This window comes from Pararhizobium sp. A13, assembly GCF_040126305.1.
In the GTDB taxonomy this organism is placed as follows: Bacteria; Pseudomonadota; Alphaproteobacteria; order Rhizobiales; family Rhizobiaceae; genus Pararhizobium.
The window spans coordinates 3,682,115-3,701,824 of record NZ_CP149510.1; the positions used below are offsets into that span (position 1 = coordinate 3,682,115).

The following is a 19,710-nucleotide window of genomic DNA, read 5'->3' on the forward strand; positions in this document are numbered from 1 at the left end:
CTGATCAGTTTCCTGTCGCAGGCTGAGCGACCGATGGAACAGAAGTCCCGTCCGAGCTATTGAAATAGCGGAAGAATTCCGAGTCCGGCGACAGCACCAGCGTCGTATCCGGGCTGCCGATCGCCTGATCATAAGCCGTCATCGAGCGGTAGAACTCGAAGAACTGCGGATCGCGCGCAAAGGCATCGGCAAAGACGCCGGTCCGCTCGGCCTCGCCCTGACCGCGAAGGATTTCCGAATCGCGCTGCGCTTCGGCGATGAACTCGACCACCTGACGATCAGCAACCGCGCGGCGCGTTTGGCCCTTCTCGATACCCCGGGCGCGGATCAACTCGGCTTCCGCCAGACGCTCGGCCTTCATCCGCTCGAAAGTCTGCTGCGAGACTTCCTGCGTCAGGTCGGTGCGGCGGATACGGACATCTTCGATGTTGAGACCGAGCGATTCAGCATCGGTCTTCAGGTCAGCGCGCACTTCGCGCATCATCGATGCCCGCTCTTCGGAAAGTGCGGATTCAAAGCCGCGGAGACCGTAAACCCGGCGCAGCGAAGCGTCGAGGCGGGTACGCAGCCGCGATTCGGCCGATTCCCGATCGCCGGAAACCGTTTCGCGGAAGCGACGGGGATCGGCGATCTTGTAGACGACGAAGGCATCGACCTCATAGAACTTGCCGCCGGAGACCTGGACGCGGATGTTGTCGAGATCGAAGCGCAGCGCCTGCTTCTCGACATACTGCACGCGGTCGGCATCCATGAAGGCAAAGGGAAGCTTGAAGTAGAGGCCCGGCTCGCTCTTGACGTCCCTGATCTCACCGAAACGAACGACGATCGCCTGCTGGCGCTGGTTGACGATGAAGACGGAGGAATAGGCCGTCATCAGGACAAGCGCGAGGCCGATCAGAATATAGGGGAGACGATTGTTCATTACTGGGCCCCTCCCGACTGTGCGGGCTTGCCGATTTCATTGAGCGGAAGATAAGGTAGCACGCCCTGCCCGTTCTTCTCGTCGAGGATGACCTTCTTGGACTTCCCGAGAACGCTCTGCATCGTTTCGAGATAGAGACGCTTGCGCGTCACGTCGGGCGCCTTGGCATAGGCGTCGTAGACCGAGATGAAGCGCTGCGCCTCACCCTGCGCTTCCTTGACGACACGGCCCTTGTAGGCGGCAGCCTCTTCGCGGAGCTGGGCGGCCTGACCGCGGGCCTTGCCGAGCACCTGGTTGGCATACTGGTTGGCCTCTTCCACGAAACGGTCTTCGTCCTGTTCGGCGCGCTGCACTTCGTCGAAGGCATCAGCCACTTCGCGTGGCGGTGCCGCATCTTCGATGGCAACCGTGTTGACGGAAATGCCGGCGCCGTAGGTATCCATCGTAGCCTGGATCGTCGTCTTCACGTCGGCCGCGATCGCCTGACGGTTATCGCGGAAAATGTCCTGCGCCGGACGGCGCCCCACCACCTCGCGCATGGCGCTTTCGGCAACCTGCTGCAGTGTCTCGGCCGGGTTCTCGACATTGAAGAGATAGGCCTTCGGGTCGGTCACGGAAAACAGCACGGAGAACTGCACGTTGACGATGTTCTGGTCGCCGGACAGCATCAGGCCGGCCGACGACTGGCTGCCGAGGCCCGACTTGCTGCCGATATTCTGCTGTTGCTCGGTGATCTTGACCAGTTCGACCTTTTCAAGCGGCCAGAAATGGTAATGCAGACCCGGCATGGAAATTTCTTCCTTGGGCTTGCCGAACCGCATTTCGACACCGCGCTCGTCCGGCTGGACGGTGTAGATCGAATTGATCAGCACAAAGCCGACAACAAGAAGGCCGATGATCGCGGCAACACCGCCGTTGAAACCGCCCGGCACAACGTTCTTCAGCTGATCCTGTCCCCGGCGGAAGATTTCCTCGAGATCCGGCGGACCGCCATTGCCACGGCCACCGCGCGGGCGGTTCGGCCCCTGGCCCCAGGGCCCCTTGTTTCCGCCGCCGCCCCAAGGACCGCCGCCGCCGCCGTTCTGATTGCTCCAGGGCATTCAAACCTCTTCCACTGAAAAATTCTAGGATCGACACCCCGCGGACACGCCGCGGACCGTGATGTGAACCCGTTATAGGTATCTCCAGAACGGCTTTCAACGCGGCGCATCCAACTTCACCGTAAATCCGGCAAAATAGTTATCTTTGCTTAGCTTTTGCGCCGCCAGGTCGAGAACCGCATGGCATGGCTGTCCTTTTCCCCCTGCGGTAACGGCTCATCGACGATCTTGTCGAAAACGGCGGGATCGACCGGCGGAAAGCGTGTGTCGCCACCGACCTCCGCAGCCACTTCCGTGATGTGCAGGATGTCGGCAGCACCAATGGCCTGCCGGTAGATTTCACCGCCGCCGATGACGCAGACCTCATCGACCCCGAGGGCTCTTGCCTGCTGCCGTGCCAACGTGACGGCTTCTTCCAGCGAGCGGACGGCCGTCGCACCCTCGGCGCGAAAATCCGGATCGCGACTGATGACGATGTTGGGCCGCCCGGGCAGCGGCCTTCCGATCGACGCCCAGGTCTTGCGCCCCATGATCACCGGTTTTCCAAGCGTCAGCGCCTTGAAGCGCTTGAGATCGGTCGGCAGATGCCATGGCAACCCGCCGTCGCGGCCGATCACACCGTTTGATGAGACGGCAACGACGATGGTAACTTTCGGCTCACTCATGAAATCCGTCCGGCTTGCTGTCGATCTCGCGGGCACGGGCAAGCGCGGGGCGCGATGTCAATGTTTTCACGTAACGATCGACGCTTATGCTTTCCGGCAGCAGCTTGCGCATCCACGCAAGCGCGCCGCCCAGCATGAGATCGGCCGCGCTGATCTGTGCGCCGAGCAAATAGGGCTGCCTGTCAAGCGTGGCGACCACGTGCGCGCACATATCCTCATAGCCTTTCGCAAGGTTCGGACTGGTCTGCGTCAGGCCGCTGATGAAGGCGGTTCCCACGGGTTCGATCACACCGGCGTAGTAGGCAAGCCAGGACAGATAGGCACCCCGCTCCGGATGCTCCGGTCGCCGCCCCATCTCGGAATCCGGAAAGAGTTCCGTCAGATACTGCGCGATCGCGGTTGATTCCGTGACCAGCGAGCCGTTATGCAAAAGGGCGGGAACCTGCTTGTGCGGATGCGGATTGTTGTCGTCCGGCCCGCCCGAACCGTCCCAGCGGCGGATCGAAACATAACGAACCTCGTATTCCGCCCCCAACTCTTCCAGCAGCCACAGGATTCGGCCCGAGCGCGACAAGGGCGCATGGATCAGTGTCAGCATGTGGTCCTCCCAAACCGTCCGGATGCAGGCGACGTCATCACGTCGCCTCGCTTGCCCGCGTCACACTGCAACCGGCGCTTTGATATGTGAATGAGCTTCGTAGCCGGTCAGCTCAAAGTCTTCGAATTTAAAGGAAAATAGATCCGTCACATCCGGGTTCAAGTGCATCTTCGGCAAAGGTTTCGGCGTTCTGGCCAGTTGTTCGCGCACCTGATCGAAGTGGTTGTGGTAGATATGGGCGTCCCCGAACGTATGGACGAAATCCCCAGGCTGAAGGCCGCAAACCTGCGCCACCATCAGCGTCAGCAGCGCATAGGAGGCGATGTTGAAGGGTACCCCGAGGAAGATATCCCCCGAGCGCTGATAGAGCTGACAGGACAGCTTGCCGTCCGAAACATAGAACTGGAACAGGCAGTGGCACGGCGGCAGCGCCATCTCGTCCACCAGCGCCGGGTTCCAGGCAGAGACAATATGACGGCGGGAGTTCGGGTTCTTTTTCAGGCCCTCGACGAGCGCCGCGATCTGGTCGAGATGGCGGCCGTCATGGGTCGGCCAGGATCGCCACTGATAGCCGTAGACGGGGCCGAGGTCGCCGTTCTCGTTCGCCCATTCGTCCCAGATGTTGACGCCGTTTTCCTTGAGATAGGCGATGTTGGTGTCGCCCTTCAGGAACCAGAGCAGTTCGTGGATGATCGATTTCAGGTGCAGCTTCTTGGTCGTCAGGACCGGGAAGCCCTCAGACAGGTCGAAGCGCATCTGATAGCCGAAGACAGAGCGGGTGCCCGTTCCCGTCCGGTCGCCGCGATCGGAACCGGTCTCCATCACCTGACGCAAAAGATCGAGATATTGTTGCATGGGTCCGCCGCCGATTCGTTTTGCGGGTAAAATAAGCCCAAGTTGGCGGCGAACCAATCGGTAAATCCCGGGTTTCCCCAAGGCCGTTGTAACTGGCACTCTAGATTAGAGCGTCGCGAGCTTGCCGAGTTGTTTTGCCACCAGATAATAGAACGTCACACGCGACTTCGACCGGTCGCCGGCCATGGTCTTGGCAACGGCATCGACGGCCGCGTCCGCATCCGGCCCGGTGACACCGAGCTTCTTGGCGCACCATTTCTCCTTCACGCGATCGAGTTCCGTCTGGTCGGTGGCGGAGACGAGCGCGGAATCCTTGTTGCGCAATGCGATTCCCAGATGTTTGACAATCTTGTTCACAACGGCCTCATCGGCGCTTCTGTCATACTTCTGCACATCTGCGAGATAATCCGTCATGGTGTCTCCTCACATGGCTGGGCTTACGCCGAGAGCCGTTCTTCATGAAAGGCGCGCAAGCCAAGTTTTTTCACGCCTGACGGGCTAGTCAAGGTCAATCAGCCCGCGGTTGGCAGCAAGCATACACTGTATTTTCCGGAAGCCCCTTTTCTTGGAACCATTTAAGACCTATATGTCACTTGCCGTCTTCGGGCGGCTATGGCGATAAACAGGCGGTGAAATAAACCTATTGGACCCGGGGGCGGTACCCGGCGCCTCCACCAAAAACCGGTCAGCAATGACTTACAGACCGGCTTTTGATGGGGGCGAAATAGGATCGACAAGGGTGTAAAGATCGACTTTTCGCTCGGCATTGTACCACCGTTATCGGGCTAAAATTGTAGTTGCAAACGACAACTATGCGGAAGCTCGTCTCGCTGCTTAATCGCGGTGTGACACTTCAAATCAAGTCCTAAGGGGTCGCACTCTTAGGCGGGGTCCGAAGGCACCTGGCAACAGAAGCCTTCACCTTCTCCCCTGCCTTGAAATGGTCTATAGATGATGCAACTGACTCGTATGCGAGGACTTTCCTGCTAAGAGAGCAGACGGCATAGAGTGTGACAGAGTTGAGTTACAAGAAAGACGGGGATCTTATGGGCCAAGACCATATCCGCTACGACATTCTCGCGCAGGACGCCCTTCGCAGCGTCATTCGCAAGGTCTTGACCGAAGTCGCAGCCACAGGCCACCTTCCCGGCGATCACCACTTCTTCATCACCTTCCTCACCGGTGCTCCGGGCGTGCGCATCTCCCAGCACCTCAAAGCCAAATATGCCGAGCAGATGACGATCGTCGTCCAGCATCAGTTCTGGGACTTGAAGGTCACCGAGACGCAGTTCGAAATCGGCCTGTCCTTCTCCGATACCCCTGAAAAGCTGGTCATCCCGTTCAACGCCATTCGCGGCTTCTACGATCCCTCGGTCAATTTCGAGTTAGAGTTCGATGTCGCCGCGACTGAGGAGGATGAAGGCGCCGAGATCACCGCCTATCCGATCACGCAGACCGAGAAGACGGCCGATTCCGAGACCGACACCGCGGCGAAGTCCGGCGATGACGGCAAGAAGGAGAGCGGCTCGGTCATCTCGCTCGATTCCTTCCGCAAGAAGAACTGAAGCCATTCTTTAAGATAGGTCCCCTCATGGCCGGCGACGTCGTCAATCTCCGTCAGTTCCGCAAGCAGAAGGCGCGGACGGAAAAGGACAAGCTCGCCGAGCAGAATCGTATTTCCTTCGGCCGGACCAAGGCCGAGAAAAAACTGACCAGGACGCTGAACGACAGGGCTGAAAAGGCGCATGAGCACGGCCGGCGCGAGACGGCGCCGGGTCAGACCGACGATAAGGCATAGGCTTTCCGGGCCCGATCAAGGCCCTCATTTCAAAACCGGATCAATGGGTTAAAGAGCCTGCCGGAATCAAATTCCAAACGACCTGATTCATTTCCTGAGGCACGATCGTTGATCCGCAAGCATTCCGCGACACTGCATGGCCACCGCACCAGCTTCTCGCTGGAAGAGCCCTTCTGGCTGGAATTGAAGACGATCGCCGACACCCGGAAAATCGCGCTTGCGCAGCTGATCGCCGAAATTGACGATGGACGCCTAGCCGACAGCAATCTTTCCTCGGCGCTCCGGGTCCATGTGCTGAACTGGATCAAGACGCACCGGGCTTGAAGCCGGACAGATTTCGCTCACCTGCCCGCCATTCGGCTGCTCACGTTTTGCCTTTGGTCCACCGGTCGTGGACCAGCAAAGACCGCAGCCGCTTCAGGGGCATTGACCGGTCAACGTCTTACTGCGGCGCAACGCCGGGCAGCGTATTAAAGTCGAGCCCCTGCTGCGGCGTCTGGACCGTCGGCTGCTGCTCAGCAGGCACTCCGGTCGTTCCGCCCTCCTGCGGCGCGGGCAGTTCGCCGCCCCGCAACACGCCACCGGTCGGATCGAACGGCAGAAGGTTCTTCTCTTCCTCGGCTTTGCGCGCCGCCTCCTCCGCCGCCTTGGCTGCAGCCGCCTCTTCCGCCACCTTGGCTGCAGCCGCCTCCTCCGCGGCCTTCTTCTCGGCAAGCGCCCTGGCGTCGGCTTCCGCCTTCTGCCGCGCTGCCGCTTCCACGGCAAGTTGGCGGCGCCGCTCTTCTTCGATGGCCCGCAGCCGAGCCGCCTCGCGTTCGGCGGCATTGGCCTTGTAGAGCGCCACTTCCCGCCGCAGCCGCTGTTTTTCCAGCACATTCGCCTGCAGCGTCTCGACACGACGGCGTTCCCGCTCGAAGGCCCTGAGCGACAGGAAATTCGACAGGTCGGTGGCGTCCAGCGTCAGGCCGGGGGACTGAAGCAGGCCCGCATACTCCAGCTTCACCTGCGCCTCGGCGCCGGTCAACGCTTCCTCGCCCGGGTTGAATTGGATAGTTACGCCCGCGCTCATCCGTTCGTCGGGAAAGCTGATTTCGGCATCGACAGAGAGATTGGCAGCAGCGTCACCCGCCGTCACGTTCTGCGCCCGCAGGGTACCGCCGGCAATATTGAAGGGCACCGTCACCGCGCCAAGCACCACCTGCCCCGTCAACACGTGCTTCTCGGCAATGGGCTTGATGGAATCCGGCGTGACGTCCCCTTCCAACCGATCGGCAGCCGCCATGATATCCGGCAGCGCCGCTGTGTTGAGGCCGTGAATGACGGCATCCTTAAGTGTCGCCGTACCGGATCCGCTGGCCGATTCAACCATCGCCCGCGCCGTCTTGCCGGAGGCCTCCATCGCAATCGTCAGGTCGGCCTTGCCCTCCGCGACCGCCGCACCGCGCGTTTTCCAGGCCGTCGTGGCAAGGTCTGCATCCTTTAGGTCAAGCCGCGTCTGGAAAAAGCCGGAACCGTCGCCGTTGCCGAGCAACATGCGGCCCTCGACCTTGCCACCCAGCCAGTTGCCGGACAGCGTATCGAACGCTATCTGGTCGCCCTTCCAGATAAGCTTGCCGGTCAGGTCGGACACGGCTCCGTAGACACCCGGCCAGAACCGCTTGGTGGAAAAATCAAGAGCGACGTCGAGCCCGCTCCATGCCGGCCGCACGACAGGCGACGTCGACAGATCGCCGCTCGCCGTATCCTGAACGGGTCCGACGATGCCTTCGCCGATCCAGGCCAGATCGAGCGTATCGAGCGCAATCTGCCCCGTCGCCTTGCCGGCGTTCTTCCGGTCGATGGCGATGGTCCCGGAGAAGGCGTTGCCGTCGGCGTTGCCCTCGATTGCCGAGACGGTCACCGCTTCCGGCGTTGTCGTGATATCGGCCTTCAGCGCCAGCGGCAGACCCGTTCCCATCTGCGGCAGGCCAATCCCCTGCAGCAGCAGGAACGGCTCGAAGTCGCGGCTTTCCAGCGTGATCTTCGATTGGCCGGAAAGGAAATTCTCGCGCGACAGATCGATATCGCCATTGGCCGACAGCGACGTCCGCTCGGTGGTAAAGGTCAGCGAGCCGTTGGCCTTCTGGCCGTCCGCACCCTGCAGCTTGACCGAGAAAATCGCATTGGCGTCGGCGTCGAACGGCAGCGGATCGAAGCCGATCTGGCCGAGCAGCACCGGCGTCGAAGGGTTCTCCATCGTCGCCTCCAGCAGGATGCCTTGCCCGGTAAGCGCCTGCGCCACATTCGGCGCCTGATAATTGGCAGCGATCTTCGTGCCGTTCGCGGTGCCGATAATGCCGAAGGTCACCGGCGCCTTGCCGTCCTGGCCGCCGGAGGTCACGGTCACGTCGAGGGCCGCGTCCGAGTAATAGGGGCCGCTTTTCACCAGCCGCTCCAGCGCCGGATGGGCGGCTGCATGACGCTCGATCATCTTCAGAAAAGGCGTCGGATCCGACGAAGCCAGCTTCATCTTGGCCGAAACCACAGGTGTCGAGAGGTCGCCGCTCATGCGCCCTGACAAGGCCAGTTGCGTTCCGGCGAGATTGCCGATGGAGAGGCGTTCGGCTTGCAGCTGGCCATTTTTCAAGGTCGCCACCAGCTGCACGTCGCTGGCATCCTCATTGAAAGCGGAGAAATGCTCGGCCGAAAGATCGGCGGCGATCGTGTGGGAAAGCACCGTTTCGTTCGACGCATCGCCCGCCACCAGCCCCGCCAATGCCTGCAGCGCCTCAAGATCGATGCGGTTTCCCTTGAGCTGCAGCGACAGATTCGGCGGCGCGCCATCAAGCGCCTGCCGCTCGATCCGGCCGCGCAACACGGCAGGCCCGGCGGCGACTTCGAGGCGCTCGAACTGCTGCAGCGTGTCGGTAAGGTTGACGGTGGCGGAAAAACCGGCAGTCTTCAGCTTTCGGATAGCCGGATCGACCGAACCGGCAACCCAGGTCGCAAGGCCCGACGGCTGGTTGGACGCGACGAGCATTTCGCCGCGGAAAGCGCGCTGGCCGCTCAGTTGCAGCCTGCCCTTGGCCTCGAACTGCGTGCGGCCGGGAAGTTGCGCCACCGCATTGTCGACCATCCAGCCGGCCCCGTCCGGCCTCAGGTCAAGGCGGACATCGCGCACCGTCGTATCGCCGATCACGATCGCCGGCAGCTTCAAACTCGCCCGCCCCGGCACCTGCGGGATCGGGATATCCGCCGCGATCGCCATCATCGCGGCAAGCCTCTGGCGGATCGAGATGGCCGGGTCGCGACCGGTCTTGCCCGCCTCGCCGGTGTTGCCGATGCGGCTGACGTCGATCTGCTGGCCATCGGCCAGAAGCAGGAATTCCTGTTCCTTGCCGGTATCGAGCGTCGCCTCGCCGGTCACCAGATAGGGATCGTCCTTCGGGCCGATCTCGAGACGGAATTCAGGCACGCGGATACGCTCATTGGTCAGCTCGAAGCCGCCCGTCACCCGCAAGGCACCGGATTGATCGGACACCTGATGCGCCTCGGCGGGCTTGTTTTCGGTCAGCGTGAACTTGCCCTGGTAAACCGGCTTGAAGTCGACGATCTTCAGATCACCGTCCAATTCCACACCAAACGGGCGCTTGTCCGGGGTCAATCGCGCTCGCAGGCCAAGCGTTCCGGCCTCGTCATCGGCCTCACTGCTGGAAAAGGCGAAGCTCCCTGCCTCGCCGTCCAATGCCGCGCGGCCTTCCATCTTCCATGGTCCGGCGAGCGAACGGGCAGAGAGATCGGCTTCGAGCCCGTTGATCCGTCGGGTCCGCCCGGTCTGCTCGTCGATGAAGTCGATCTGGCCGCCCGTGATCGCAACGTTTTCGAGGACCACGATCTTTGCCGGAATGGAAGCCTTGCGTCCGCGCGCCCAGTCAAGCGTGCCATCCGGCAATAGACGTATCTTCGCCTTCGGCTGTTCCAGCCGCATGTCGAAGATCAGCGCTTCGCCGGAAAGGAACGGTGCAAGCTCCGCATCCATCGAGAAACGCGCAACCTGGATCAGCGGCTCTCCGCTCTCGGACTGACCGACGCGGACATCGTTGAGGGTGACCGAGGGGAACGGGATCAGCCGGGCATCGACACTACCGTACACGACCACGGGCTTTCCCATGATCCGGCTGGCCTCGCGCTCGAAATCCTTGCGAAAATCGGTCCAGTCCACGAACAGTGGCGCAATCAGCGCGGCAAATAGAGCCACGACCAGAAGACCACCGACGAAAACCAGAATTCGCGAAAGCACCAGTTGAAAGTCCTAACCCGTTTGCTGCGGAAGATGGCGGCCTTGAGGGCGCCTCCTGTCATCGATAATTGGTATTAACACCGCTTCAGGCTTTTCACATGGCAAAAATCTTGCCGGGATTGAAGATGTTGCCTGGATCGAGCGCCCGCTTCACCTGCCGCATCAGATCGAGCGCGTCGCCAAGCTCAGCCTCGAGAAACGGCATCTTGCCCTGTCCAATGCCGTGCTCGCCGGTGCAGGTGCCATCCATCGCCAGCGCCCGCTCGTTGAGGCGGGCGACGAATGCCTCCGCCTTCGCAATGTCGGCGTCGTCCTTGTCGTCGAACAGCAAGCCGACGTGAAAGTTCCCGTCACCCGCATGCCCGACGATCGGGGCGATCAGGCCATTGGAGAGAATGTCCTCATGCGTCGCCTCGACGCAATCGGCAAGCCGCGAGATCGGCACGCAGACGTCGGTGGAGAGTATAGCCAACCCGGGCGCCAGGCTCTTCTGTGCCCAATAGGCATTGTGCCGCGCCTTCCACAGGGCGTTGCGCTCCTGGGTATTGGCCGTCCAGAGGAATTCGGAACTACCGAATTCGGTGGCTATCTCGCCGAAGTGCTTCGATTGCAGCGCCACGCTCTCGGCACTGCCGTGAAACTCGACGAACAGAGTCGGCATTTCAGGGAAGGACAATCCGGAATAGGCATTGCTTGCCCGCATCTGTACGGCGTCCAGCAGTTCGATCCGTGCCACCGGAATGCCCGACTGGATGGTCAGGATCACCGTGTTGCAGGCATCGCTCACGGACGGAAACGAGCAGACGCCGCCCGCGATCATGTCCGGGATGCCCTGCAGCCGGAGTGTGATCGAGGTGAGGATGCCAAGCGTCCCCTCGGCACCCACGAAAAGGCGGGTGAGATCGTAGCCCGCCGACGACTTCCTGGCCCGATGCGCCGTGCGGATTTCCTTGCCTCCCGCCGTCACCGCCGTCACGGCGAGCACATTGTCCTTCATCGTGCCGTAGCGCACCGCGTTCGTGCCGGACGCCCGCGTCGATGCCATGCCGCCGATCGAGGCATTGGCGCCCGGATCGATCGGGAAAAAGAGGCCCGTGTCGCGCAGATAGATGTTCAGCGCTTCCCGGGTGATCCCCGGCTGGACAGTGCAATCGAAATCGCTGGCATTGACCTCGAGCACCTTGTCCATGCGGCTCATATCGACGCTGATGCCGCCATGCGGCGCGTTGATATGGCCTTCGAGCGAGGACCCCGTGCCAAAGGCGATCAGCGGAACGCCATGCTCGCTGGCAATCGCGACGATCGCCTCGACCTCGTCCGCACTTTCTGGAAAGACGACGCCGTCGGGCAATTGCGCAGGAATATAGGTCGTCGTGTGGGCATGCTGCGCCCGGATGGCCTCGCCGGTCTGGAAACGATCGCCGAACCGCTCGCTCATCAGCCGCAGGGCGGCAGCTATGCCGGTTTCGTTGCGGATGCCCGCCTTGATCGCCTTCAACGCCATCTCTCGCTCCCGAACTGCCGCTGCACATGGCGGAAATTCTTAGATTTCAACGCGCTACTGTGCAAATCGGAATCACTTTGTCCAGAACCTCGTCCTGAACATCACGGGTTTAGCAGAGAATTGCGACGAAGTGAGACAGTCCGGTCACAGGGCAGAATGAGCCCATGGTCGCCGACCCGGAAAGGCGGGCGGCGATCATGAGCTGCGTTGGAGTACCTGCTCGGTATTATTCCGCAGCTTCGGCCAGCTGCAGTGCTTCGGCCTGTTCCAGCTCGCGGTGGAGCCGCCGTTCTTCATCGACATGCGGTTTGGTGAACCGGGCGATGACCAGATAGGCGACCGGCGTCAGGTACAGCGTGACGACCGTGGCAAGCCCGAGGCCGCCGACCAGCACTCCGCCGAGCGCGATGCGGGCCTCGGCCCCGGCACCACTCGCCAGAACCAGCGGCACGGCGCCGACGATGGTGGCAATCATCGTCATCATCACCGGCCGCAGCCGAATATTCGCAGCGTCTTCGATCGCCGAGCGCAGGTCTTCGCCGCGGTCGCGCAACTGATTGGCGAATTCGACGATCAGGATGCCGTTCTTCGCCATGATACCGACCAGGAGCACCAGGCCGATCTGGCTGTAGATGTTCAGCGTGTTACCGGTCATCACCATGGCAAAGACGGCGCAGGCAAGGCCGAGCGGCACGGTCGACATGATGATCAGGCCGCTGACCAGGCTTTCGAACTGCGCCGCCAGCACCAGGAAGATGATGACGAGCGCGAAGCCGAAGGTGACGAACATACCGTTGGCATTCTCATCGAGTGTCGCCGCTTCGGCGAGCGGCACGACGCGTGAGCCCGGCGGCAAGAGCGGCTGGGCCATGTCCTCCACCATCGTCAGCGCGTCGCCGAGCGCAAGCCCGGATGTCAGGCCGGCGGACAGCGAGACGGAACGCAGCTGCGATTCTCGCGCCAATTGCGGCGCGACGGCCTTTTCCTCGACCGTGGCGATCGACGACATCGGCACGATCTTGCCGTCGCCGGTCTTCAGGAAGATGTTCTGCAGGTCGGTCGGATCATTGACTGGGTTGGTCGTCGACAGGAGTTTGACCGGATAGGCCTCCCCTTCGACATAGACGTCAAGCACGCTGTTGCCGTCGAGCATCGCCTGCAGCGCCGACGACAGCCCCTTGATATCGATGCCGAGATCGGATGCCCGTTCGCGATCGATCGTCACCGAAAGCTGCGCCTGGTTCTCCTCGTAGTTCAGGCGAACGTTTTCAAAGCGGCCGCTGTCTTCCATCTGGCGCACGAGTTTTGCAGCGGCATCGCCGAGTTTGCCATAGTCGTTGCCGACCAGCGCCACCTGCAGCCCGTTGCCGGCGCCGCGGATGCCGAGGCTGTTCGGCTGGATCGGGAAGACCCGGATCGACGGAATATTGACCGTCATTTTGGTAATGTCGGCGGAAATCTGCTGCTGGGTACGCTCGCGGTCGCTCCAGGGCGCCAGCGTCAGCACCATGAAGCCACTGTTGACTGATCCACCCTGACCGGAAATGGAAAAGATATTGGCGATCTCGCCGCTGTCGACCAGCGGCTTCAGCCCGTCCTCGACGCGACGCATCTGTGCCTGCGTATATTCGAGCGACACGCCTTGCGGCGCCTGCATCCGCAACATGATGCGGGCGCGGTCCTCCGTCGGCGTCAATTCCGACTTCAACAGCGTGAAGGCGCCGGCACCCGTCGCCGTCACCATGACAGCGACCATGAAGACAATCAGCGGTGAGTTGAGGCAGGCCCGTAGCGTCCGCCGGTAGAAACCGGCGGCAAAAGCGCCGATCCTGGCCATGAACCCCGTATGGCCGTGCTCCCCGCCATGCGGTTTCAGCATGCGCGAGGCCAGCATCGGGCAGAGCGTCAGCGACACGAAAGCCGAGAGCAGGATCGCGAAGGCCAGCACGAAGCCGAACTCGCGGAACAGACCGCCCGTCTGTCCCGGCAGGAACGACAGCGGCACGAAGACCGCCACAAGCGTTGCCGTGGTAGCAATGACCGCGAAAAACACTTCGAGCGTCCCGAGCACGGCCGCCGCCCGCGGCCCCATGCCTTCGCCGCGTCGCCGTACGATGTTTTCGAGCACGACGATGGCGTCATCCACCACCAGCCCCGTCGCCAAGACGATCGCCAGCAGCGTCAGGATGTTGATCGAGAAACCAGCGAGATAAATGGCGGCGCAGGTGCCGACCAGCGCGATCGGCATGGTGAGCGTTGGGATGAGTGTCGCCCGCCAATCGAGCAGGAAGAGATAGATGACGATGGTGACGATGATCACGGAGGCGGCGAGTGCGATCTCCACCTCATGGATGGCGCCATCGATGAACACCGCATCGTCGCTGGTGACCTTGAGCTGCGTGCCCTGCGGTAAGATCTCGTCGATCGTTGCCACCGCCTTCTTCACGCCCTCGGAAATATCGAGTGTGTTCGACTGTGCCTGCCGGATGATGCCAAGCCCGATGCCCTGACGCCCGTCGGACCTGAGCGACGACGTACCGATATCGGGGCCCAGCGTCACCGTCGCAATGTCGCCAAGCCGCACATTGTCGCCGAGGATCAGGTTCTCGAATTCTTCCGGCGTCTGCAGGCCCGCGGTGGCGCGCACCGAAATGTCCTGGTCGGCGCTGGTCAGCGATCCCGCCGGCACGTCGAGCGAGGCAGTTGCCAGCGCGTCGCGCAGATTGGCGACAGTCAATCCGCGCGAGGCCAGCTTCGACTGATTGACGTCGATGCGGAAGATCTTCTCCTGGTCGCCGTTGATCTGCACGTCGGCAACGCCCTCGACGGCGGCGAGCCGGTCGGTGATCTCGTTTTCGGCAAGCAGCGTCAGGTCTTCCATCGACAGCGTATCGGACGTCAGCGCCAGCCGAAGGATCGGCTGGCTGTCGGCATCGGCCTTGACGATACGCGGCTCATCGGCATCCTCCGGCAGCTGGTTCGCCACCCGGCCAAGCGCATCGCGGATATCATTGGAGGCCTGGCCTATATCGGTCGTATCGGAAAACTGCAGCGTGACGCGGCTCTGGGCATATTGCGAGGTCGAGGAAATATCCTTGATGCCCTGGACGCGCGACACGGCGCCCTCGATCACCGAGGTTAGCTCGCGGTCCACGGTTTCCGGCGAAGCACCGTCGAACTGGGTGTTGACCGACACCACCGGCTGGTCCACCTGCGGCAACTCGCGGATCTCGATGCCGTTCAGGGCTGCCAGGCCGGCAACGATGATCAGCGTGTTGACGACCAGCGCGAAAATCGGGCGGCGAATGAAGAGCGCGGTAAAACCGGCCGTGCGCCCGGCCTCGTGATGCTCGCCTGCGCCGCTCATTTCGTGGCCTCCGCTTCGGAGACCTTCTGTTCCTGATCACCTTGCTGCGGCTTCTGTTGCCGCGGCTGCTCTTCGCTCGCCACGCGCACCGCGCCACCGTCACGCAGGCGCTGCACGCCCTCCATCACCACGGCATCGCCCTTGGCAAGCTCCGCCTCGACCAGCACCTTGTCGGAATTGCGCTGGATGATCTTGACCGGAATCTTCTGCGATTTTTCCGCCTCGACGCGCCAGACATAGGACCCGTCGGCGCTCCACTGGATCGCCAGCGGATTGACCGTCGGATACTGGTCGCCGGGGAAACGGACCGCGACGGAGAAGGACATGCCGGCCCTGAGCGTATCGTTGGGATTGTCGATCCGCGCCCGGACCCTCAGCGTCCGGCTTGCCTGGTCGATGCGGTTGTCGATGGCGTGAATAGCACCGGAATATTCTGACCCCGGCAGGGCGATGGCCGAGGCCGTCACCGCCTGTCCAACGGAGATTTTCGTCGAAAACCGCTCCGGCGCCCAGAAATCGACGAGGATCTGCGAGCGGTCGTCAACGACGGCGATCGGCGTCGAAGTCGTGACATAGTCCCCCGGATTGACGGTGATGATGCCGACGATGCCGCCGGACGGCGCGACAATGTCGCGGCGCTTCAGGTCAAGCTCCGCCGTCTGCAGCGCAAGCTCGGCGGCCTGCATGGCGAATTCCGCCTCGCGCAACACCGCGACGGAGACCGCATTGCCGAGCCTGCGGTTGCGCTCGACCTTTTCGCGGGCGCTGTCGACGGCGACCTTCGCCTGTGCGGCGGCGATCTTCTGTTCGTCGCTGTCGAGACGGGCAATGACCTGCCCCTTCTCGATCCGATCGCCGGAGTGGACCAGCACCTCGGTCAGATTACCGGTCGCCTGCGGCGTCACTGCGACGGACAAGATCGCCTCGCCATTGCCGATGGCGTTCAACCTGTCGTTGACAACGGCGCTATCGACCGGCTGCGTGACAACGAGCGGCGCACCACCGCCCTGCCCGCGTCGGCCCGAACCTTGCCCCTGGCCGTCGGCCGCCCCATCCGCCGGCTTTGCGGCAAAAGCCAGCAGCTGCTCGGGCACGCCCGCCTTGGCAAGCATCGCGCCGGCGCCCGGCACGAAGCGAACCCAGATACCCAGGCCGACCGCAAGAATGACCAGACTGATCGACAGCTGCTTCCAAAGCCGCATCAAGGAACTCCATTGAAATCCACGGCTCCCGGCCGCAGCGGCGCGCGGGGTCCATCAACAAGGCCAACTATCCCCTTTTGCCGCAGCCCGGGCAATGCCAGAATACCATCATTACGCAATTGTAATGAAAGCCATTTTCGGTCCAGAGCAGCCGCTGCCAATCAAACAATGCCCGGAGGCCCCATGAGCACCATTGCCAGAAATCAGAACCCGGAATCCGATCCCCGCGTCAAAGCGGTGTTCGACGACATCCGCGCCACCCGCAACTCCGACTTCATCAACAACATGTGGCACTACCTCGCCTTCGATGCCGATCTGCTCGAAAACACCTGGGCCGAGGTCAAGACGGTGATGGCAACACCCTCGGCGCTCGATCCGCTGACCAAGGAAATGCTCTATATCGCCGTCTCCGTCACCAATGGCTGCGGCTACTGCGCCCATTCGCATACGGCCGCGGCAAAAGCCAAGGGCATGACTGCCGAGCAGCATGCCGATCTCCTGCGCGTCATTTCGCTCGCCGCCAAGACCAACCAGCTCGCAACCGCGCTGCAGGTTCCCGTCGATCCCGTCTTCGATGCCGATCATCGGCCCTGATCGCGGCACAAAAGCGGTTGCTGGCGCAAAGAAGCTGGACTTCCCGGAATAAAAGAGGAACGGAATTCTGGCCTTTCGGCTCCGAATCACTACATTGAGCCGCATGAGCAATGGATTTGACGATATTCCCTTCTTCGACGAGGAGCCGGCGCCGCGTCCTACGCGCGGGCACCAGCCGGCGCCGCCCGCCCCCACCGGTGGCATCGCCGCCCGCGCCATGGCAGCGCGTGACCAGCATCGGGCACCCGATTATCTTTCCGGCCTGAACCCGGAACAGCGCGAAGCGGTCGAAACGCTGGATGGCCCGGTCCTGGTGCTTGCCGGCGCCGGCACCGGCAAGACCCGCGTGCTCACGACCCGCATCGCCCATATCCTGTCGACCGGTCGCGCCTATCCCAGCCAGATCCTCGCCGTCACCTTCACCAACAAGGCAGCGCGCGAAATGAAGGAGCGCATCGGCGTTCTGGTCGGCGCCGCCGTCGAGGGCATGCCCTGGATGGGCACCTTCCACTCGATCGGCGTCAAGCTGATGCGCCGCCACGCCGAACTCGTCGGCCTCAAGTCCTCGTTCACCATCCTCGACACCGACGACGTGGTGCGCCTGATCAAGCAGATCATTCAGGCCGAGGGCATCGACGACAAGCGCTGGCCGGCCAAGCAGTTCGCCCAGATGATCGACGGCTGGAAGAACAAGGGCTTCGGCCCCGCCGACATCCCCGAAGGCGACGCCCGCTCCTTTGCCAACGGCAGAGGCCGCGAGCTCTACGCCGCCTACCAGGCCCGGCTGATGACGCTGAACGCCTGCGATTTCGGCGATCTTTTGCTCCACCCGATCCGCATGTTCCGCGCCCATCCGGATGTGCTGAAGGAATATCACGACAAGTTCCGCTATATCCTCGTCGACGAGTACCAGGACACCAACACCGCCCAATACATGTGGCTGAGGCTGCTCGCCCAGCGTCCGGTTAGAAAGAACCCCTCCCCAACCCCTCCCCACAAGGGGGAGGGGTTTGCCGGGTCGTACTCGCCGCGATCATCATTGGATGCAGAATTGGACGAGAGGTCGCGGCAATCTAGCCCCTCGCCCTTGTGGGAAGGGGTTGGGGAGGGGTCTTCGTCGTCACGATCAGCTAGCGACAATGGCCGTATCAACATTTGCTGCGTCGGCGACGACGACCAGTCGATCTATGGCTGGCGCGGCGCCGAGGTCGACAACATCCTGCGCTTCGAGAAGGATTTTCCCGGCGCCAAGGTGATCAAGCTCGAGCGCAACTACCGCTCCACCGAGCATATTCTCGGCGCCGCCGCCCATCTGATCGCCCATAACGAAGGCCGCCTCGGCAAGACGCTGTTCACCGATCGGGCGAACCCCGACGATGACAAGGTACAAGTCCACGCCGCCTGGGATTCGGAAGAGGAAGCCCGCGCCGTCGGCGAGGAGATCGAACAGCTGCAGCGCCAGAAGCACAATCTGAACGACATGGCGATCCTGGTGCGCGCCTCCTTCCAGATGCGCGAGTTCGAAGACCGCTTCGTCACGCTTGGCCTGAATTACCGCGTCATCGGCGGCCCGCGCTTCTACGAGCGGCTGGAAATCCGCGATGCGCTCGCCTATTTCCGCCTCGTCTGCCAGCCCGCCGACGACCTCGCCTTCGAGCGCATCGTCAACACCCCGAAGCGCGGCCTTGGCGATACGACGGTGCGCAGCCTTCACGACTATGCCCGCGGCCGCAACATCCCGATGCTCGCCGCCGCCGCCGATCTCATCGAAACCGACGAGATGAAGGCCAAGCCGCGCAAATCGCTGTTCGACGTCGTCACCATGTTCCAGCGCTGGCAGGGCCTCTTGGAGACCACGCCGCACACCGAGCTTGCCGAGACCATCCTCGAAGAGTCCGGCTATACGGACATGTGGAAAAACGACAAGTCGGCCGAAGCGCCCGGGCGCCTCGAAAACCTCAAGGAGCTCATCCGCTCGATGGAAGCGTTCGAGAGCATGCGCGGCTTCCTCGAGCACATCGCGCTGGTCATGGATGTCGAGCAGAATGCAGAGCTCGACGCCGTCTCGATCATGACGCTGCATTCAGCAAAAGGCCTGGAATTCGAAACCGTCTTCCTGCCCGGCTGGGAGGAAGGCCTGTTTCCGCACCAGCGCGCGCTCGACGAAGGCGGCCGCTCGGGCCTCGAGGAAGAACGCCGCCTTGCCTATGTGGGTCTCACGCGGGCAAAACGCCGCTGCCACATCTGGTTCGTCTCCAACCGCCGCATCCACGGCCTGTGGCAATCGACGCTGCCCTCCCGCTTCCTCGACGAACTGCCGGTCACCCATGTCGAAGTGTCGGAGGCCGAACAATCCTATGGCGGCTACAACCGCGGCGGCTACGGCCAGTCCCGCTTCGACAAGCAGGAACCGTTTGCCAATTCCTACTCCACCCCCGGCTGGAAACGCGCCCAGGCCAACAAGACCGACGCCACCCGCGACAACTGGGGCACCCGCTCCGGCGTGTCGATCGAGCGCATCGGCTACGGCGAATCCGGGCCCCGCGCCCGCACGATCGACGGCGAACTCATCGCCAAGTCAAAAGTCGACGAACCCTCGAAATTCAACGTCGGCGACCGGGTGTTTCACATCAAGTTCGGCAACGGAAACATTGCCGGGATCGAGGGCAACAAGCTGACGATCGATTTCGATCGGGCGGGGCAGAAGCGGGTGCTGGACGGGTTTGTCGAGCGGGTGTGAGGGCACCTTGTGAGTGGATCCTCGGGTCAAGCCTGGCTTGACCCGAGGATCCATTTCCAAGCCGCGGGCAGTCTCCTTTTCAAACA

15 protein-coding genes and 1 other RNA gene are annotated in these 19,710 nt (G+C 62.3%); 6 read left to right on the forward strand and 10 right to left on the reverse strand.

Annotated elements, in window-relative coordinates; genetic code table 11:
- Positions 1-4 precede the first annotated feature (4 nt).
- From WI754_RS18125 to WI754_RS18150, 6 genes are all read right to left on the reverse strand, one after another.
- A complete protein-coding gene (locus WI754_RS18125) occupies positions 5-922 on the reverse strand; it encodes a protease modulator HflC (protein ID WP_349434842.1) in 918 nt (305 codons plus the stop codon).
- Positions 922-2,022 (reverse strand): FtsH protease activity modulator HflK, encoded by a 1,101-nt coding sequence (hflK, locus tag WI754_RS18130; protein WP_349434843.1) that lies wholly within the window; start codon positions 2,020-2,022, stop codon positions 922-924. The genes WI754_RS18125 and hflK overlap by 1 nt, the downstream gene beginning before the upstream one ends.
- A gap of 149 nt (positions 2,023-2,171) precedes the next feature.
- The gene (locus tag WI754_RS18135) at positions 2,172-2,687 is read right to left on the reverse strand and encodes a dihydrofolate reductase (protein WP_349434844.1); all 516 of its coding nucleotides are present in this window, start codon (positions 2,685-2,687) and stop codon (positions 2,172-2,174) included.
- On the reverse strand, positions 2,680-3,285 hold the full coding sequence (locus tag WI754_RS18140; protein ID WP_349434845.1) for a glutathione S-transferase family protein: 606 nt from the start codon (positions 3,283-3,285) through the stop codon (positions 2,680-2,682). The genes WI754_RS18135 and WI754_RS18140 overlap by 8 nt, the downstream gene beginning before the upstream one ends.
- A gap of 60 nt (positions 3,286-3,345) precedes the next feature.
- Complete coding sequence (locus WI754_RS18145; RefSeq protein WP_349434846.1) at positions 3,346-4,140, reverse strand: thymidylate synthase; 795 nt, start codon at positions 4,138-4,140, stop codon at positions 3,346-3,348.
- Between the two features lie 105 nt (positions 4,141-4,245).
- A complete protein-coding gene (locus WI754_RS18150) occupies positions 4,246-4,554 on the reverse strand; it encodes a DUF2853 family protein (RefSeq protein ID WP_349434847.1) in 309 nt (102 codons plus the stop codon).
- Positions 4,555-4,696: 142 nt separating this feature from the next.
- Between WI754_RS18150 and ssrA the strand changes: the two genes are divergently transcribed.
- The 4 genes from ssrA to WI754_RS18170 all read left to right on the forward strand — a co-directional run bounded on the left by ssrA (position 4,697) and on the right by WI754_RS18170 (position 6,262).
- Positions 4,697-5,063, forward strand: a transfer-messenger RNA (tmRNA) gene (gene ssrA / locus WI754_RS18155).
- Between the two features lie 123 nt (positions 5,064-5,186).
- A complete protein-coding gene (locus tag WI754_RS18160; protein ID WP_349434848.1) occupies positions 5,187-5,705 on the forward strand; it encodes an SspB family protein in 519 nt (172 codons plus the stop codon).
- Positions 5,706-5,731: 26 nt separating this feature from the next.
- Positions 5,732-5,938: a DUF4169 family protein gene (locus WI754_RS18165; protein WP_349434849.1), complete on the forward strand. Its 207-nt coding sequence runs from the start codon at positions 5,732-5,734 to the stop codon at positions 5,936-5,938.
- A 108-nt stretch (positions 5,939-6,046) separates the two neighbouring features.
- Positions 6,047-6,262 carry a ribbon-helix-helix domain-containing protein gene (locus WI754_RS18170; RefSeq protein ID WP_349434850.1) on the forward strand — a complete coding sequence of 72 codons (216 nt, stop codon included), beginning with the start codon at positions 6,047-6,049 and terminating at the stop codon, positions 6,260-6,262.
- 118 nt (positions 6,263-6,380) lie between these two features.
- On the opposite strand, the gene WI754_RS18175 is transcribed toward WI754_RS18170, so the two are convergent.
- The 4 genes from WI754_RS18175 to WI754_RS18190 form a co-directional block, all read right to left on the reverse strand.
- Positions 6,381-10,217 (reverse strand): AsmA-like C-terminal region-containing protein, encoded by a 3,837-nt coding sequence (locus tag WI754_RS18175; RefSeq protein ID WP_349434851.1) that lies wholly within the window; start codon positions 10,215-10,217, stop codon positions 6,381-6,383.
- Positions 10,218-10,311: 94 nt separating this feature from the next.
- Entirely contained in the window at positions 10,312-11,721 is a 1,410-nt protein-coding gene (locus tag WI754_RS18180; protein WP_349434852.1) for an FAD-linked oxidase C-terminal domain-containing protein, read from the reverse strand.
- A gap of 226 nt (positions 11,722-11,947) precedes the next feature.
- On the reverse strand, positions 11,948-15,088 hold the full coding sequence (locus WI754_RS18185; RefSeq protein ID WP_349434853.1) for an efflux RND transporter permease subunit: 3,141 nt from the start codon (positions 15,086-15,088) through the stop codon (positions 11,948-11,950).
- The gene (locus WI754_RS18190; protein WP_349434854.1) at positions 15,085-16,290 is read right to left on the reverse strand and encodes an efflux RND transporter periplasmic adaptor subunit; all 1,206 of its coding nucleotides are present in this window, start codon (positions 16,288-16,290) and stop codon (positions 15,085-15,087) included. The genes WI754_RS18185 and WI754_RS18190 overlap by 4 nt, the downstream gene beginning before the upstream one ends.
- A 183-nt stretch (positions 16,291-16,473) precedes the next feature.
- Between WI754_RS18190 and WI754_RS18195 the strand changes: the two genes are divergently transcribed.
- Positions 16,474-16,884, forward strand: coding sequence for a carboxymuconolactone decarboxylase family protein (locus tag WI754_RS18195; protein WP_349434855.1), 411 nt, complete (start codon positions 16,474-16,476; stop codon positions 16,882-16,884).
- A 103-nt stretch (positions 16,885-16,987) separates the two neighbouring features.
- On the forward strand, positions 16,988-19,624 hold the full coding sequence (locus tag WI754_RS18200; protein WP_349434856.1) for a UvrD-helicase domain-containing protein: 2,637 nt from the start codon (positions 16,988-16,990) through the stop codon (positions 19,622-19,624).
- The last annotated feature ends 86 nt before the right edge of the window (positions 19,625-19,710 follow it).